The organism is Megasphaera massiliensis (assembly GCF_000455225.1).
Classification (GTDB): domain Bacteria; phylum Bacillota; class Negativicutes; order Veillonellales; family Megasphaeraceae; genus Megasphaera; species Megasphaera massiliensis.
In genome coordinates, this window is record NZ_HF954537.1 from 921,070 (window position 1) to 938,728 (window position 17,659).

8 protein-coding genes and 1 tRNA gene are annotated in these 17,659 nt (G+C 50.5%); all 9 read right to left on the reverse strand.

The features are described 5' to 3' along the window. Positions 1 to 8,351: beta strand repeat-containing protein (locus TX77_RS07700; RefSeq protein WP_044504181.1), on the reverse strand; the 8,351-nt coding region annotated here is incomplete at its 3' end. A gap of 50 nt (positions 8,352 to 8,401) precedes the next feature. Next, positions 8,402 to 12,586, reverse strand: coding sequence for an ESPR-type extended signal peptide-containing protein (locus TX77_RS07705; protein ID WP_044504182.1), 4,185 nt, complete (start codon positions 12,584 to 12,586; stop codon positions 8,402 to 8,404). Between the two features lie 884 nt (positions 12,587 to 13,470). Next, a tRNA-Val gene (locus TX77_RS07710) sits at positions 13,471 to 13,547 on the reverse strand. A 66-nt stretch (positions 13,548 to 13,613) separates the two neighbouring features. Next, positions 13,614 to 14,156 carry a TlpA family protein disulfide reductase gene (locus tag TX77_RS07715; protein ID WP_044504183.1) on the reverse strand — a complete coding sequence of 181 codons (543 nt, stop codon included), beginning with the start codon at positions 14,154 to 14,156 and terminating at the stop codon, positions 13,614 to 13,616. Between the two features lie 130 nt (positions 14,157 to 14,286). Further along, positions 14,287 to 15,492, reverse strand: a complete 1,206-nt coding sequence (locus TX77_RS07720; protein WP_044504184.1) for an MFS transporter — start codon at positions 15,490 to 15,492, stop codon at positions 14,287 to 14,289. 121 nt (positions 15,493 to 15,613) lie between these two features. After that, on the reverse strand, positions 15,614 to 16,507 hold the full coding sequence (locus TX77_RS07725) for a LysR family transcriptional regulator (protein WP_044504185.1): 894 nt from the start codon (positions 16,505 to 16,507) through the stop codon (positions 15,614 to 15,616). A 134-nt stretch (positions 16,508 to 16,641) separates the two neighbouring features. After that, on the reverse strand, positions 16,642 to 16,929 hold the full coding sequence (locus tag TX77_RS07730; protein WP_044504186.1) for a DUF1292 domain-containing protein: 288 nt from the start codon (positions 16,927 to 16,929) through the stop codon (positions 16,642 to 16,644). 11 nt (positions 16,930 to 16,940) lie between these two features. Beyond that, a complete protein-coding gene (gene ruvX, locus TX77_RS07735; RefSeq protein ID WP_044504191.1) occupies positions 16,941 to 17,357 on the reverse strand; it encodes a Holliday junction resolvase RuvX in 417 nt (138 codons plus the stop codon). A 7-nt stretch (positions 17,358 to 17,364) separates the two neighbouring features. Continuing rightward, a complete protein-coding gene (locus tag TX77_RS07740; protein WP_044504192.1) occupies positions 17,365 to 17,625 on the reverse strand; it encodes an IreB family regulatory phosphoprotein in 261 nt (86 codons plus the stop codon). Positions 17,626 to 17,659 lie beyond the last annotated feature (34 nt).

Below are 17,659 nucleotides of genomic sequence, written 5' to 3' on the forward strand. Positions count from 1 at the left end.
AACAGACCATTGTCGCCATCCTGGCTGGATACGACACCGATGTTGCCATCAGTGAGATCAGCTTCAGTGGTTGCATTACCTTTGACATTGACCTGGTTGTTCAGTTTCACTGCAGAAGCAGTGCCAAAGTCACCGCCGTATTTCATGCCGTCATCGAGGGTTGCAACGGTCGAGCCGCCTGCGGTAATGCGGTCAATGGCCGTACCGACTAAGTTATTAGCTTGGGTTCCGGCTGCGATTGTTGCCGTCGAACCATCCGTACCCGTCAGGGCAACAGAGCCTGTCGCCCCGTCAATGGCAACGGAAGATCCATCAGCACCATTCAGGGTAATCGAGCTGTCTACACCGCCTGTGCCCTCATCATCGTTGGCACTACCTAAGGTGATGTTATCCGAGAGTTTGAGGTCATAATACGTCGTCAGGTTGTTATCTCTCTTTGTTTGAATCAACAAGTTCTTACCTGCATACTCGGCCGCTTCGCCTTCTGTACCACCTTCAACGGTTACATACGTATGCTGAGCAGCTAATTTTCTAATTTCATTTAACTGGCTGCCATTAACAGCATCCATAGAATCGTCATTGATAGCTCCAGGCGCAACATTGATAATCTTGTTGCCGCCGTTATTGAGGCCGGCATCCGTCAAGGTTACAGGATTACCGCCGGTAGGCGTAATGGTAACGCCGCTGTTATTGATCACGGTGTTGCCTGTAGTTACGGAACCAGATGAGCCTAGGTTGATGTCTTTATTGAGCTTAACCGTTAACAATGCATTGTCACCATCCTGGCTGGATACGACGCCGATGTTGCCCGTCGTCAGGTCATCTTCAGAGGTTGCTTCGCCTTCCATGTTAACTTGATTATTCAACTTAACAGAAGCAACTTCGCCGAAGTCACCATAGTACTTCATACCGTCGTCGAGAGTTGCAACGGTTGCACCACCGATAGTAATGCGGTCAATGGGAGTACCGGCCAAGTTATTAACCTGAGTGCCCGCTCCGATAGTTACAGGCGAGCCGTCAGCGGTATTCAAAGCGATAGTTCCGTCAGCACCGTTGATAGCTACAGCCGAGCCGTCTTTACCATTAACGGTAATGGAGCTGTCTGTACCTTCAGTGGAACCGTCTTCACTGGCTTTTTCACCAAGGGCAATCGTATTGCTCAAGCCTACGGTGAGTTTGCCACTGGTCGCATCAGCCGTAGTCGTGATGTTGCCATCACCGGCGATTTGAATCGTCTTGCCAATGTCTTGCTTAACAGCGGTGCCGCTGTCGTCGGTCAAGCCGAAGCCGCCCGTTGCGTTTTCACTGGTACCATCAGCAAGAGCATTCACCGTATCGCTTACGGTCTTCAGCTGATCTTCCGTAGCTGCACGGCCGCTTACGATATCCGGACTCGTCATATTCCATTCGGTGTTATCCAAACCAGTTACATAGCTGCCCGTTTGAGCAGTTCCACCGGCGGTAACTTCCGTCTGATTACCAATGGTAGCGTCGCCGGCTGTTACGGTATTCAACCCGGTAATGTCTTTCGCCAGGCGAACCGTCAATTTGGCATTGTCATTGTCTTGTTCGGCAACGATGCCAATGTTGTTGTCGGTAGATAACTTAGTAGAATCTGTTTCTCCGCCGACAATGTTGACGGTCTTATTCAGTTTGACAGCGGCAGAACCGGTATCACCGGTGTACTTCATGCCGTCATCAAGGGTTGCTACCTGATGGTTCGTGCCTTCCGGATCGGTGTAGATGATGCGAGTCATGGTATCACCATCGGCACCGTTGACGCCGGCGTCACCAGGCGTGGTATAGATGTCGGTCACGCCGTCTTTGCCATTGAGGCCGATGTGGCCTTCCAAGCCGTCGACGCCATCGACACCGTCTTTACCGGTGATGCTGACGCCATCTTTGCCGTCGGCACCCTTAATCGAGATGCCGTCGTTGCCGTCGATAGTAACGACGTTTCCATCGCTGCCGTTAACACCGATAGATCCGTTCGTACCATCTTTCGCACCGATAGTGAGGTTGTCGGCAAGTTTCAGGTCATACGTGGTCTGACCGTCTACCTCGGTAGCTTTCAGCTTCAGATTGTTTCCTGTATAGTCAGTCGTTCCGGCTGCTGTGCCGTCTTCAACGGTTACCACCGTGTGTTTTTCAGCAATGTCTTGAACAGCTTTCAACTGACTGCCGTTAACAGCATCTGTAGAGGTCGAACTTACATCACCGGCTGCAACGTTAGTAATCTTATTGCCGCCGTTATTGAGGCCGGTACCCGTCAAGGTTACAGGGTTACCCGTAGAAGGCGTAATGGTAACGCCGTCGTTATTGATAACCGTAGCACCTGTCTTGACCGAGCCGGTGTCGCCCAAGTTGATGTCTTTATTGAGCTTAACCGTTAACAGACCATTGTCGCCATCCTGGCTGGATACGACACCGATGTTTCCATCAGTGAGGTTAGCTTCTGTCGTGGCATTGCCTTTGACATTGACCTGGTTGTTCAGTTTCACAGCCGAAGTCGTGCCGAAGTCACCTCCGTACTTCATACCGTCATCGAGTGTAGCAACGGTCGCACCACCGACCGTAATGCGGTCAATGGGCGTACCGGTTACATCATTGACGGGGTCAGCCACTTTAATCGTTACCGTTGTGCCCGGTGTTCCGTCAGCTCCGGCAGGGCCGGTCAAGCCGATGGAGCCGTCAGCGCCGTTGATAACTACAGCAGAGCCATCTTTACCGTTGACGCCAATCTTGCCGTCGACACCGTCTGTACCGTCAGCGCCGTCTTTGGCACCGATGGAGATGTCGTTGCTCAAGGCTACGGTAATTTTGCCGTTTGTTGCATCGGCTGTCGTCGTGATATTCTGACCGTCACCGGCAATCTGGATGGTCTTGCCCAGGTCTTGCTTAACAGCGTTGCCGCTGTCGTCGGTCAGGCCGAAGCCGCCCGTTGCGTTTTCACTGGTACCATCCATAATGGCATCGCTTACGGTCTTCAGCTGATCTTCCGTAGCTGCCCGACCGCTTACGATATCCGGATCGGATACATTCCACGTCGTGTTGTCTAAGCCGGTTACATAGCTGCCCGTTTGAGCAACACCGCTAGCTGTCATTTCTGTCTGCGTACCGATGGTAGCATCGCCGGCCGTTACGGTGTTCAAACCGGTAATGTCTTTCGCCAGGCGAACCGTCAGTTTGCCATTGTCGCCGTCTTGTTCGGCAACGATGCCAATGTTGTTGTCGGTAGATAACTTCGTAGAATCCGTTTCTCCGCCGACAATGTTGACGGTCTTATTCAGTTTGACAGCGGCAGAACCGGTATCACCGGTGTATTTCATGCCGTCATCAAGGGTTGCGACCGTCGCACCGCCTACGGTGACACGGTTAATAGAGTTACCGTTGACGTCGTTAGCAGCTGTACCGGCTTTGATGGTGACCGGCGAGCCGTCAGCCGTGTTCAAGGCGATGGAGCCGTCAGCACCGTTAATAGCTACTGCGGAACCGTCTTTACCATTTACAGTAATAGAGCTGTCGGTTCCTTCTGTACCGGCTGCACTGTCGGCAGCACTGCCTAAGGTAATCTTATCGGCAAGCTTCAGGTCATAGGTCGTCTTATCGCCATCGGTAGTGGCTTTCAGTTTCAGGTTGTTGCCTGCGTAGTCAGTCGTTCCGGCTGCGGTACCACCTTCAACGGTGACCGCCGTAGCGGCAGCTTTTAACTGGCCGTAATTGACAGCATCCGTATCGGCCGTGCCGGCAGCTACGTTAGTAATCGTATTGCCGCCGTTGTTGAGGCCGGTACCGGTCAAGCTTACAGGCTTACCGGTGGACGGCGTAATGGTCACGCCATCGTTATTGATGACCGTAGCACCTGTCTTGACCGAGCCGGTGTCGCCCAAGTTGATGTCTTTATTGAGCTTAACCGTCAACAGACCATTGTCGCCATCCTGGCTGGATACGACGCCGATGTTGCCCGTCGTGAGGTTGGCTTCCGTCGTTGCTTCACCTTTCACGTTAACTTGATTATTCAATTTTACTTTGGAAACAGTACCGAAGTCACCGCCATATTTCATGCCATCAGTCAAGGTTGCAACGGTCTGGTCACCTACGGTAATTCTATCTACCGGAGTATCGGATACGTTATTAACAGGGTCAGCCACTTTAATCGTTACCGTCGTGCCCGGTGTTCCGTCAGCTCCGGCAGGGCCGGTCAAGCCGATGGAGCCATCTTTGCCGTTGATAACGACGGACGAACCATCTTTACCGTTGACGCCGATCTTACCATCGACACCGTCTGTACCATCATCTCCGTCTTTCGCACCGATGGAGATATCGTTGCTCAAGGCTACGGTAATCTTACCGTTTTCAGCATCGGCTGTCGTCGTGATATTCTGACCATCGCCGGCGACTTGAATCGTTTCGCCAAGGCTTTGTGTAACTTTGTTTCCATCATCATCAGTCAAGCCGAAGGCACCGGTACCGGTCGAAATGGCATTCACTTTATCGTTGATAGCTTTGAGCTGATCTTCCGTGGCAGCACGACCGGTTACGGCATCCGGATTCGACGTATCCCAAGCGGTATTGCCTAACCCGGTTAAGTAGGTACCTGTCTGAGATACGCCATTAGTCGTGGTTACAGTCTGGTTGCCCAAGACGGCTGTACCGACGGTTACAGAACCGGTATCGCCTAAGTTGATGTCTTTCACTAACTGGACTTTTAACTGGCCGTTAACGTTGTTGACGCCGATGTTATTGTCCGTCAATTTTGTTGCGTCAGCACCGCCAACGATATCAAGCTGTTCGTTGAGGGTCTTAGCAATGACTTTCGTCGTATCGGACTGGCCGTCATCACCGGCATATTTCAAACCGTCACTCATGGTAGCAACCGTCTGGCCGCCTACAGAGATGCGGTCAACGGAAGTTCCTGCCAAGTTATTGGCACTAGTGCCGGCCTGGATAGTTACCGGCGAACCGGATTCGGTATTAAGTTCGATAGATCCGTTGGAGCCGTTGATAGCTACGGCCGAGCCATCTGTACCTTTTGCCGTAACAGAACCATTAGCACCGTTAACGGCTACGGAGGAGCCGTTGGCACCGTTCAGCGTAATAGAGCCGTCGGTACCGGTTGTGCCGGCTGCACTGTCGGCAGCACTGCCTAAGGTGATGTTATCGGCAAGTTTCACATCATAGGTCGGTGAACCATTGGCTGTCGTCCCTGCTTTCACCTGCAGGTTGTCCCCCGCATAGGTTCCATCAGTCGGAGCCTCGGTGCCGCCTTCAACCGTAACCTCAGTCGTTTTCGATTCGCCAATCGTTATCTGGCTGAGTCTATCTTCTAACTGAGCTACGTTCACCGCATCAGTACCATCTGTACCGGTAGCAACATTGGTAATCTTATTGCCGCCATTGTTGAGGCCACCGTCAGTGAGGCTTACAGCCGTATCCCCGCTGCCAATGGTTACACCGCTGTTATTAATTACAGTGTTACCTGTAGTAACAGAACCGTTTTCACCTAAGTTGAGGTCTTTATTCAATTTCACGACTAACAGACCGTTGTCGCCATTCTGGCTGGAAACGACACCGATGTTGCCGGAAGTAAGGTTAGCTTCTGTCGTCGCTTCCCCTTTTACATCAACTTGATTATTCAATTTGACGTTGGAAACGGTACCGAAGTCACCGCCGTATTTCATGCCGTCATTCAGGGTAGCCACAGTGGCTCCGCCTACGGTGATACGGTTAATCGGCGAGCCGGTTACGTCATTGACGCTGATGCCGGCCTGGATAGTTACAGGCGAACCGGAACCGGTATTCAAGGCGATAGAGCCGTTGGAGCCATCGATAGCTACGGCCGAACCGTCTGCACCATTCACAGTAAGGGAACCGTCTTCACTGCCGGATTCACCAACAGCCACAGTGTTGCTCAAGCCTACGGTGATCTTGCCATTGGTGGCATCAGACGTAGTCGTGATGTTGCCGTCACCGGCAATATTTAAGGTTTCACCTAAGTTACGGTGTACAGCATCACCGCTGTCGGCCGTGAAATTCAGGCCATCATTGGTTAATTCTGTCTTAGCCGCATCGGTAATATTCTTAATGTCACCGATATTGGCACCATTGGTAAGGTTATTGTACGTCGGGTTGCCGTCATCATCGACACCATCGGAACCGCTGGCTACGTTAGTAATCTGTTTGCTACCGGCATCAATGCCCGTCGTCGTGACAGACGGACCATTGGTGATGGTCAAGCCACCCGTCGTGAGAGCCGTATCGCCGACTTTCACACCGTCGTTGTTGATGACCGTATTGCCGGTGGTTACAGAACCGGTCGAGCCTAAGTCGAGATCCTTATTCAGGCTGACTTCAAGAGCCCCGTCTTTCACGGCTGTCGTGATGTTAGAAACGCCATCCGGATTTTCGGTCGTAGCCGTTCCGTCGGTGACGCCGCCTTTAACGGTAATCGTCTTGCCGAGGTCCTGCTTAACCGTGGTACCGCTGCCGTCAGCGAGGCCGAAGCCACCGGTTGCATTTTCACTGGTACCATCAGTAACAGCAACGACTGCGTCGCTTACGGTCTTCAACTGATCTTCCGTAGCTGCACGACCGGTTACGATATCCGGATTGGATACATTCCACGTCGTGTTGTCCAAACCGGTTACATAGCTGCCCGTTTGAGTAATGCCGCCAGCTGTCGTTTCTGTCTGCGTACCGATAGTAGCATCGCCGGCCGTTACGGTATTCAAACCGGTAATGTCTTTGGCCAAGCGAACGGTCAACTTGCCATTGTCGCCGTCTTGAGCGGCAACGATGCCAATGTTGTTGTCCGTAGATAACTTGGAAGCATCCGTTTCCCCACCGACGATATTGACGGTCTTATTCAGTTTGACAGCGGCAGAACCGGTGTCACCGGTATATACCATGCCGTCATCAAGAGTAGCTACGGTCGCGCCGCCTACGGTGATACGGTTAATAGAGTTACCGTTGACGTCGTTAGCAGCCGTACCGGCTTTAATCGTAACCGGCGAGCCGTCAGCCGTGTTCAGGGCGATAGAGCCGTCAGCACCGTTGATAGCAACGGCGGAACCGTCTTTACCGTTGACGGTAATGGAGCTGTCCGTCCCTTCTGTCCCCGCTGCAGTGTCGGCTTTACTACCTAAAGTAATGTTATCAGCCAGTTTCACGTCATAAGTCGTGGCACCGGTCGTTTCTGTTTTTTCGGTAATCTGCAAGTTGCTGCCAGTATAGTTACCACTAGTACCGGCAGTTGTGCCGCCTTCGACAGTAAGGTTCGTCTTGCTGCCTTCACCGGCACTTACGCCTTCAATTGCCTTTGTCAACTGATCCACGTTAACAGCATCTGTACCCTTAACACCGGTAGCAACATTGCTGATGACGTTGTTGCCGTTATCAAGACCGGAGCCGGTCAAGGATACAGGTTCACCCGTAGCAGGGGTAATCTTAATGCCATCGTTGTTAACAACCGTGTTACCCACTGTTAAGGAACCGGTGGAGCCTAAGTCGACGTCTTTGACTAACTGAACTTTTAATTGGCCATTAACGTTGTTGACGCCAATGTTTTTGTCCGTCAATTCACCTTCAGCACCGCCAATGATATCGAGCTGTTCGTTGAGGGTCTTCGGAATAACTTTCGTCGTATCCGTCTGGCCGTCATCACCGGCAAATTTAAGACCGTCGCTCATGGTAGCCACAGTTTGACCACCTACAGTAATGCGATCGACAGGCGTACCGGCCAAGTTATTAACTTGAGTTCCGGCACCAATAGTTACGGGCGAACCGTCAGCGGTATTCAAAGCGATAGTACCGTCAGCACCGTTAATCGCAACGGAAGAGCCATCTGCACCATTCACGGTGAGCGAGCCGTCTTCACTGCCCTTGTCACCAACAGCAACAGTATTGCTCAAACCTACGGTGATTTTGCCATTAGTGGCATCAGACGTAGTCGTGATGTTGCCATCACCGGCAATATTTAAGGTTTCTCCTAAGTTGCGGTGTACAGCATCGCCGCTATCGGCCGTGAAATTCAGACCATCATTGGTTAATTCGGTCTTAGCCGCATCGGTAATATTTTTAATGTCACCGATATTGGCGCCATTAGTAAGGTTATTATACGTCGGGTTCCCGTCAGCATCGACACCGTCGGAGCCGCTGGATACGTTGGTAATCTGTTTGCTGCCGCCGTCGATGCCCGCCGTTGTGACAGACGGACCGTTGGTGATGGTCAAGCCACTGGTCGTGAGGGTTGTATCACCGACTTTTACACCGTCGTTATTGACCACAGTGTTGCCTGTGGTTACAGATCCTGTTTCGCCTAAGTTGATATCTTTATTAAGCTTAACCGTCAACAGACCATTCTCGCCATCCTGGCTGGATACGACACCGATATTGCCATCAGTCAGATTGCTTCTGTCGTGGCATTGCCCTTGACATTGACTTGGTTATTCAATTTCACAGCCGAAGCGGTACCGAAGTCACCACCGTATTTCATACCGTCATCAAGAGTTGCTACAGTCGCGTCGCCTACGGTAATACGATTAATAGAATTACCGTTTACGTCGTTAGCTGCCGTACCGGCTTTAATCGTGACCGGCGAACCGTCAGCTGTATTCAAGGCGATAGAGCCATCAGCACCGTTGATTGCAACAGAAGAGCCGTCAACGCCGTTAACGGTAACGGCCCCGTCAGTACCGGTTGTACCAGCCGTACCATCCGCAGCGCTGCCTAAGGTAACCTTATCAGCCAGTTTCAAGTCATACGTAGTGGAACCATCTGTTCCTGTAGTTCCTTTCAACTGTAAGTTGCTGCCTGCATAAGAATCAGTACCTGCTTCCGTGCCGCCTTCAACGGTTACCGTAGTCTTTGTTCCGGAACCGCCACTTACACCGGCAATGGCCTTTGTCAACTGATCGACATTGACAGCATCCGTGCCATCCGTACCGGTTGCAACGTTGGTAATCTTATTACCGCCGGCATCAATACCGCTGGAAGTAACAGACGGACCATTGGTGATGGTTAAGCCACTATTATTGATGGTCGTGTTGCCTGTTGTTACCGAGCCATTTTCACCTAAGTCGATGTCTTTATTTAATTTCACGACTAATAAACCGTTATCGCCATCCTGACTGGATACGACACCGATGTTGCCCGTCGTAAGGTCCGCTTCTGTCGTAGCTTCCCCTTTTACGTTAACTTGATTATTCAATTTAACGTTGGAAACGGTACCGAAGTCGCCGCCGTATTTCATACCGTCATTCATGGTAGCTACAGTCGCGCCACCTACGGTGATACGGTTAATGGGCGTACCGGTTACGTCATTAACGCTGGTACCGGCCCCAATGGTCACCGGCGAACCGGAACCGCTGGTCAAGGCGATCGTGCCGTCAGCACCATTAATCGCTACGGACGAACCGTCAGTACCATTAACGGTAACCGTGCCATTAGCACCATCGGTACCTGCTGTACCTACAGAAACAGTATTGCTCAAACCTACGGTAATCTTAGTATTTGTCGTATCAGCCGTAGTCGTGATGTTACCGTCACCGGCAATCTGAATCGTTTTGCCCAAGTCCTGCTTCACAGCCGTGCCGCTGTCGTCGGTCAAGCCGAAGCCACCGGTTGCGTTTTCACTAGTACCATCAGTAACAGCAACGACAGCATCGCTTACGGTTTTCAGCTGATCTTCCGTAGCTGCACGACCGCTTACGATATCCGGATTCGATACATTCCAAGTCGTGTTGTCTAATCCGGTTACATAGCTTCCCGTTTCAGCAACACCACCTGCTGTCGTTTCTGTTTGAGTACCGATCGTAGCATCGCCGGCTGTTACGGTGTTCAAACCGGTAATGTCTTTCGCCAAGCGAACGGTCAGTTTGCCATTGTCGCCGTCTTGTGCGGCAACGATGCCAATATTGTTGTCCGTAGATAATTTGGAGGAATCCGTTTCCCCACCGACGATATTGACGGTCTTATTCAATTTAACGGCAGCCGTTCCGGTATCACCGGTATAAACCATGCCGTCATCAAGGGTTGCGACCGTCGCACCACCTGCGGTAATACGGTTAAGAGAATTACCGTTTACGTCGTTAGCTGCCGTACCTGCTGCGATAGTAGCTGTAGAACCATCTGTACCGGTTAAAGCAACAGAACCGGTTGCACCATCAACAGCTACAGAAGAACCGCCGGTGCCGTTAACCGTAAGCGAGCCGTCCGTACTGGTGCTGCCTAAAGTTACTTTGTCCGCAAGTTTGAGGTCATAGGCTGTCGAATTAGTACCCGTCGTAGAGGTAAGTTGTAAGTTGTTGCCTGTATAAGTGCTGTCGGTACCGGCTGCCGTGCCGCCTTCAACGGTAACGGTAGTCGTCGTACCCGATCCACCACTGACACCGGCGATAGCCTGATTCAATTGACTTACGTTAACACCGTCAGTATTGGCTGTACCGGCAGCAACGTTAGTAATCTTATTACCGCCATTATTAAGACCGGCTGTGGTCAAAGTCACCCTAGAACCCGACGCAGGCGTAATGTAAACACCTTTCCCGTTGATAGCTGTACGATTACCGTCAGAATCAGTAAATGCAGCACTTGTTAAGCCTGTAAGGGCTTTATTCAAACGAAGGGTTACTGTATTATCGCTAATGAAAGCTCCAATATTAGGGTTCGTAGCAAAATCGCTCTGTTCGTACAATGTTTTGTCTACGCCACCCGTAATCGTCAAGGATTCATTCAGAAGTTTAGTCGCTGTACGCGGTGTGTTGTCCGAGCCATAGTGGGTAGAGCCGCTCACTTGGAAATCACCGGCAGTAGCAAGCATAGTATTCGTCCACTGTTTCATATTTACGGCATCCGTATCGTACTGACCAGCTGCTAACCCGGTGAGTTTACGAGTTACGGTCGTTCCGGCAAAGCCATCCGTACCAATGGAAACGACACCAGCACTGCTATTCCATACGCCGCCAGAGGTAGTACCGGCATTTCCTTTCGTAGAAAGCCACCCGGTCCATGTGCTGTCCTGAGCATTCCAGCCCTGGCTGGTAGTATCGGTTGCACGCGTTGTAGTGGATCCGGAACCGATGGCCACACTGGTAGCCACCCCTGCCGCCGCACCACTACCCAAAGCAATGGCGCTAGTTGCCGATGCATCGGTAGTAGCTGTTTTACCGATTGCAATACCGGTATTTGCAGCAGTAGTCGCTTGATGACCGATAGCGATCGTATCCTGTCCGGTACCGTCAGCACCGGAGTTCGCTTCGCGACCGATAGCAATACTTCTCGTACCGGACGTCTTAGTTAGGTAGCCTATAGAAACAGAACTAGCACCACTGGCTGTATTTTCATAACCGGCTGCAAGTGAGTAGTTACCGGTAGCTTGAGCCGTTCGACCTAAGGCCATGGCTCCTCCACCGCTGGATACAGCGCCATAACCTACAGCCATAGAGCGCAAACCGCTCGCCTGTGCGCTATTACCTACGGCAATAGTGTATTGATTGCTGGCAGTTGCGGCTGCCCCGGCAGCAAGAGAACCTATGGACGTAGCCTTGGCACTGTTACCGACAGCGGTAGTACTAACGGCACTTGCGACAGCACCATCACCGATAGCGGCAGCGCTAATATCAGTTGCCTGACTTGTAGATCCAATAGCTACTGTATGGAACGAAGTTGCTTTAGCCCCGGAACCTATGGCAGCTGCAGCTAGGCCATTACCATCATAGGAAGTCTTACTAGTATCCGTATTACCGGCAACAGCATTATTACCAATAGCGATAGCGTCCGTAGAGTATGAACGAGTGTTAGTACCGATGGACATAGTATTTTCATAGGCCAGCGTACTCCCATCAGGTTGACCGGCATACGCATTCTGACCAATGGCAATACCATGAATAGCATTCGTTCGGTTATTTGAACCTACAATAACTGAATTACCGGCACGACCGTAAGCAATATTGTCATGGCCAATCATGACACGGCCGCCGAGAGCCGAACTGAGGCCCGTGCCATCAGGTGTATCTTCCGACGCAGTGGTGGTCGGAGCAATAGCAGTCTGATTAGCACCGATAACAACATCATTGATACCGTAGGCTAAGGCCGATTTACCAATCGCAACGGCATTGGCACCGCTCTGGGTTACGCCGCCGACTGAATAAGTACCACCGGCGATAGCACCATCGCCCATTGCAATTGCGTAATTAATGGCTGCCGTAGCACCACCGATAGCAATCGTTTCTGTACCGGTCGCAGAGGCATCAGTCCCCAAAGCAAGGGCATCTTCACCGTTTGAGGTAGCTGTGCCTACAGAAACAGCGCCGGCACCGGTAGCTGTCGCGTTAGCACCTACAGCCATCGTGTCATTGTCTTGAGCCCCCGGATAACGCCCTGCTACAACTCGCTGCGCCGCTTCTGCCGGTAAGGTAACGGTTGAAACGAGTCCCAAGGCTAAGCTGCTTACGACGGCCAGGCTCAGCAAGCTATGGGACACGCGCGCCGTATGCTGCGATTTCGTTTTACTATTTCTCTTGGCAAGCTCGGAAACGACGACGTAGGCGTTTCTCACCTTGCTCCAGACGACCTTATAGATCTTATTCATACAAAAATCTTCCTCCTTAATTAAATCCCAATAACAACTCGTCAAAAAAACAACGGATGCACTCGGAATCTGTCCTGACAGTAGGTATGGGACCTGTCAGGATATGTCAATGATTTGTGATGTACGGTTCCAACAAAAAAATACCGTCTCGGTAATTCGTCCCCCGTTAAAACGCTCAAGCACAAATCAGGCTGCCAACACCCCTTTCTGCTGTGATGTTCTTCCATGAAACGTATACACTTTAACGATAAGTTACACTTCAAAACAAAATTGGGAATGTAATAAAAGCACATTTATAAATACTGTGTTATTCTTTATAATAGATAAAACCGCTCCACAAAACGCTTTATTTTATTTTTTATTGAAGGTGTCAACTTAAAATATATTCAAAAAAACGTCCGTAATCCCAATTATTGTTTCATTTCTAATGTGGATTGTTTTAATCTTTGATATAATATATCATACAACAAATAACTTGTAAAGATTATCCATAAAAAATCCGTTCTACCACATAAATATAGATGAAATAAAAGACATATTTTATCTACAAGAAAGTATATTATGTGTCAATATATTACATTTCCTACTACAATACAAAGCACTTCGCTCTCACCATCAAAAAGCCAAAAAGCGAGGAAATAACACAATCTTTTCTACAAAAAAACAGCCGAGTTTAGATATATCGGCTGTCGCTGTTATACAGTTATGTATTGTCACAAGGTGTCTGTCATAAGCATTTCTAAGTATAATTGGGATAAAATTTGTCCATAATAGGGTTATAATTCGCAAAAGTTTTGAATAATTTTGCTTTCGCTAAAAGGACAAAAGGAAAAAACCGGTTGCATTATTACTCAACGAGTCATAATACAACCGGTTTTCATGTATGGTGGGCGGTAATGGATTCGAACCATCGACCCCCTCGATGTCAACGAGATACTCTAACCAACTGAGCTAACCGCCCATACAGTGCACATTTCGTGCGACTCATATAGTATACCTTGTTTTTCCCATCTTGGCAAGTCTTTTTTTATTGAATCTTCGCCAAGGCATATTCAATTTGACGACGGGTCACGAGACCGTCATAAGGCCGGCTCATTTGGCCGCCACGGGCGATGAAGATAACCTGCGGTACGTTGCTGATGCTGTAGTCCCGGAAAAGCTGCCCTTCCCCTTTGTAGACGGGAATTTCATAGCCTTCTTTTCGGCAGTATTCCGCCCCCTTATCGGCATCGGGTCCGACGGGAACGGCGACAAAGGAAATGTCCTGTCCGTACTTTTGGTACATCTCTTCCATGACGGCCAGGTTCTTCAGGCTGTCTTCGCTCCAAACGGCCCAGAAAAAGAGACAGACCGGTTTTTCATTGTATAAGCTTTGCAGGCGCACGGCTCCATCCGGACCGTAGAGGCGTTCATCGGGAGCCAGCATTTCCGTCTCGGTCCGACTCACCTCTTCGGCCGCTTCGATCGTCGCCGAGCTGTAGGCGTCCGGTTCTTTTTCAGGCCAAAAAAAGAGGCTGAGGACGACGCAGACGGCTGCTAATAGGGAAAGTATCTTTGTTTTTGTAGTCATGAGTTCTCCTTTCGTCCATTATAACCGACTTATGGATAAACTTCAAACACGCCCCAAGGTCCAAAAAAGGGACCGCACCGAAAGTACGGCGCAATCCCTGAGTCTGGGGAAAATGAAATATATGATACACCTAGGCGTGAATATAGATACGGACGGCACGATTGATGAGGTTGATTTTCCGTCCATAGAAGAGATAATACATAACAAAGCAGGCAGCGGCGATGACACCGGCGACGATGTAGAGCTGGGGGAAGGTCAAGATGCCCTGAAGGCTGCCGAGGACGTAAGGCCCGACGCCGAGACCGAGGTCAAGGGCAACGAAGTACGTCGACAAGGCCACGCTGATGCGGTACGGCGGCGTCAATTTGATGCAGACGGCCTGTCCGTTCGACATGAAGGTCCCATAGCCGAGGCCGACGAAGACACCGGACAGGAGGAGCTGCCACGACGTGCCGGTAATGCTGAGCAGGAAGAGGCCGATAGCAAGACAGATGTAGCACGGATAGAGGACGTAATTTTCTCCCTTACGGTCGAAGACGATGCCCGTCAGCGGACGGGTCAAGGTGATGACGACGGCATAGACGATGAAGAAGAAGGTCCCGGCTTCCACCAAGTTGATTTCCCGGGCATAGGCGGCCAGGAAGGTCAGGACGCTGGAATAAGCAAAGCCCATGAAAAAACCGATGATGGAGATGACCATAACCCGGTATTCGACGTAGTTGTCGAGGGTCATGGCTTTCATCTTGGCGATCTGTTCGGCCGTCAGTTCAATTTCATTGATATGAAGGATGATGCAGCCGATCATGCACAGGCCGACCAAGACGGCGCAGAGGGTAATGATGAAGGTAAAGTTGGTGATGACGATAAGGAGCATGCCCAGGAAGGGGCCGACAGCGGCTGCCAGGCTGGTACTGAGGCCGTAGTAGTTGATGCCCTGACCTCTTTTTTCAGGAGGGATACAGGAGGCGACGATGGTGTTGGTCGCCGTCGATACGATGCCGTAGGCCATACCGTTTAAGAAGCGGATGACGTAAAGGATAGCGAGATTCGGGATATAAAAATACAATAAGGTCGTTACAAAATAAAAGATGATGCCGCCATAAAGGGACATGCGGCGGCCGTAGAGTTCAATGGCCTTGCCGAACTGAAGACGTGCCAAGAGGGTGCCGACGATGAAGATGCCCGATGCCAGCCCTGCTTCCCCCAGGGAGGCATGGAGTTGGTCTTTGGCGACGACAGCAATGATGACCATTAACAGATAATAGATGAGGTAGACGATGAAGTTGATTCCCGTATCCAGCAGGAAATCCTTGTTCCAAAGTGATTGATTTGACATACAGTAGTCACTGCTCCTTTCGTATTTGCAAGCTAGATTCTACACCTTCCGCCGCCCCTTGTATAACAGAAAAAAAAGATATTTGTCATCGTTTTTTTTGATGACAAATATCTTTTATGACTCACGTTTCGATGTGATAGACGCGGCGGATGTACTCGACAAATACTTGGATGGCAGCGTACTTGGGATTCGCCTTTTTGTAGACCAGATAGCACGGCAAATGGATGGGCGGATCGAGACGGCAGTAGTCTTTTCCGACGCCCATGGCCCGTAAAAACCGTTCGGGCAGCAAGGCACCGATGTGGTTCTGCTGACAGTAGTTCAGCATGGCATAAGGCGTCGAGAACCAAGCTTTCGTCTTCTGAGGCGGACAGCCGTTAGCCGTAAAATATTGGCCCATATAGGCATTCATCTCGTACTGCGGCGAATATTGAGCCAAGGGCTCGGCCGCGACGGCACAGGCCGAAATGGACGGACCGGCGACGTCGAGATCCGGTTTGTAGTAGACGATGTCGTCGGTTCCAAAGAAGACCTTTTCGTAGTCGTCGAGGTTAAGGCTCGGCAGGTAAAACAGAGATACGATGTCTAGGCGGTCATCTTTCAGCCATTGGAGCATTTCCCGCACTTCAAGGTTATAGACCCTAAAAGATGCGCCGCTGTGATGGTCCTGAAAATAGGCCAGATGGCGGTTCATGTGGACGTCTCCTAAGGACAGCATGATGCCGACAGCCAGTGGCTGAGCCGTAGCTGCCCTTCCGGGAAGCTCGCTGACGACGGCTTCCAGTTCGCCCAGGATATGGCTTATCTTGGTATAGAAGTCCTTCCCTTCCGGCGTGAGATGGCTGCCGCGATTGGACCGCTCGATAAGGCGCACGCCAAGGAGTTCTTCGAGTTTCTTCATCTGGGCGCTGAAGGCCGATTGGGTGATATTGGCTGCCTTGGCAGCAGCCGTAAAGTTTCCGTACTTACTGTAAATGACAAAGTTCCGCAATTGCTGTATCGATGGCAATTCCATGTTACTCCCCCACTAAAAAAGGGACTCCGCATCCGGGCATCTTGCCGGGGCGCGAGTCCCTGTGTCATCCTTACTGCCATAAGAAATGAGGAAACTGTCCCAAGACCTACGCCGGGACAGTACCTGCTAAATCATTATTCTGCAAAAAGTTCATCGAATGCTGCGTTGGCTGCGTCGAATTCTTCATCCGTCGGAGCAACATAGACTTCTTCGCCGTCTTCCATGTCGACGCGGGCTACGATAGCATCGCCGTCATCGTCATCAGCGTCGTTTTCACTGTCAGGGACTTCGACGAGAAGGGCGAATACTTTTCCGTCCAAGTCGATGCGCTGTACTTCCTGATAGTTTACTTCATTGCCTTCGTCATCCGTTGCGGTAACGATGATAACTTCTTCTAATTCGTTGTTCATTTCTTCCGACATGATAGTCCTCCTTAGTGAGCATGAGCGTCTAAATAATTTTGTAAAATAAGGATTGCCGCCATTTTATCGACAAATTGCTTGCGCTTTTCGCGCCGCACATTTCCTTCCTTTAATACATTCTGGGCCATGATGGTCGTCAGGCGTTCATCCCAATAGACAATATCTACGTTCGGGACGGTTTTCTGGAATCGTTGAACGAATTCTTCGATATGTTTCATGTTATCACTGTAATCACCATTCATATGGCGTGGTTTGCCTACGACGATGCAGTGTACTTCTTTTTCTTTGATCAGTTCGTGCAAGCGGGCGAAGTCTGCTTCATCGGACTTACGGCGAATCGTTTCTACGCCTTGGGCCGTAATCAGCAGGGCGTCGCTGCAGGCAACGCCTATCGTCTTGGAACCGACGTCGAGTCCTAAAATTCGCATGTTCCTCCTATAAGTTCCGCTGTTTTACGTAGGAACGGACTAATTCTTCAATGAGTTCGTCCCGTTCAATGCGGCGGATATTGCTGCGGGCATTGTTGTGGCTCGTAATATAGGTCGGATCACCGGACAGCAGATAGCCGACGATCTGATTGATCGGGTTGTATCCTTTTTCTTCCAATGCGTGATAGACATCTTCGAGAATCATGGAGGCAACGGTCTGTTCTTCGCTGCGGTTTTGCATAATCATCGTTTCGTCATTAACTGCCATATTCAATCACATCCTTTTTATTCAATTGGCATGA